We start from the raw sequence: 306 nt of genomic DNA, 5'->3' as shown, positions 1-306 counted from the left end.
GGAGGCGGGAGCCGAGGCGCTTTCGTAGGAGGGGACGTAGGTGACGATGTCCCCGTTCACGTCGATGGAGTCCGCTACTATTTCATCGCCTTCGGGGGAGATGGTCTCGAGGGGCTCGGTCACGTCGACGGCCTCCACGTCGATGGAATCGTCGGAGCTTTCGGGTGTCTCGCCGGCAGCGCTCGCGGCGGTCTTGGCTGTGGCATCGTGGCTCGCGCTGTGCTTGGCAGACAGGGAGGCGCGGCTGGAAACCGCGTCCATGGCCAGCTCGTCGTGGATGTCGTCGAACTCGGAGGCCATGGCCAC

The 306-nt window shown here is 66.0% G+C and carries 1 protein-coding gene; it reads right to left on the bottom strand.

The features are described from left to right. On the bottom strand, positions 1-306 hold a 306-nt coding region (locus NE591_RS13990; RefSeq protein ID WP_256156947.1), incomplete at both ends, for a hypothetical protein.

The sequence above is a fragment of the Adlercreutzia sp. DFI.6.23 genome (assembly GCF_024462535.1).
In the GTDB taxonomy this organism is placed as follows: Bacteria; Actinomycetota; Coriobacteriia; order Coriobacteriales; family Eggerthellaceae; genus Adlercreutzia; species Adlercreutzia rubneri.
Note: the sequence above shows the minus strand (reverse complement) of the source record. Positions and strands in the feature narration are given on the sequence as shown.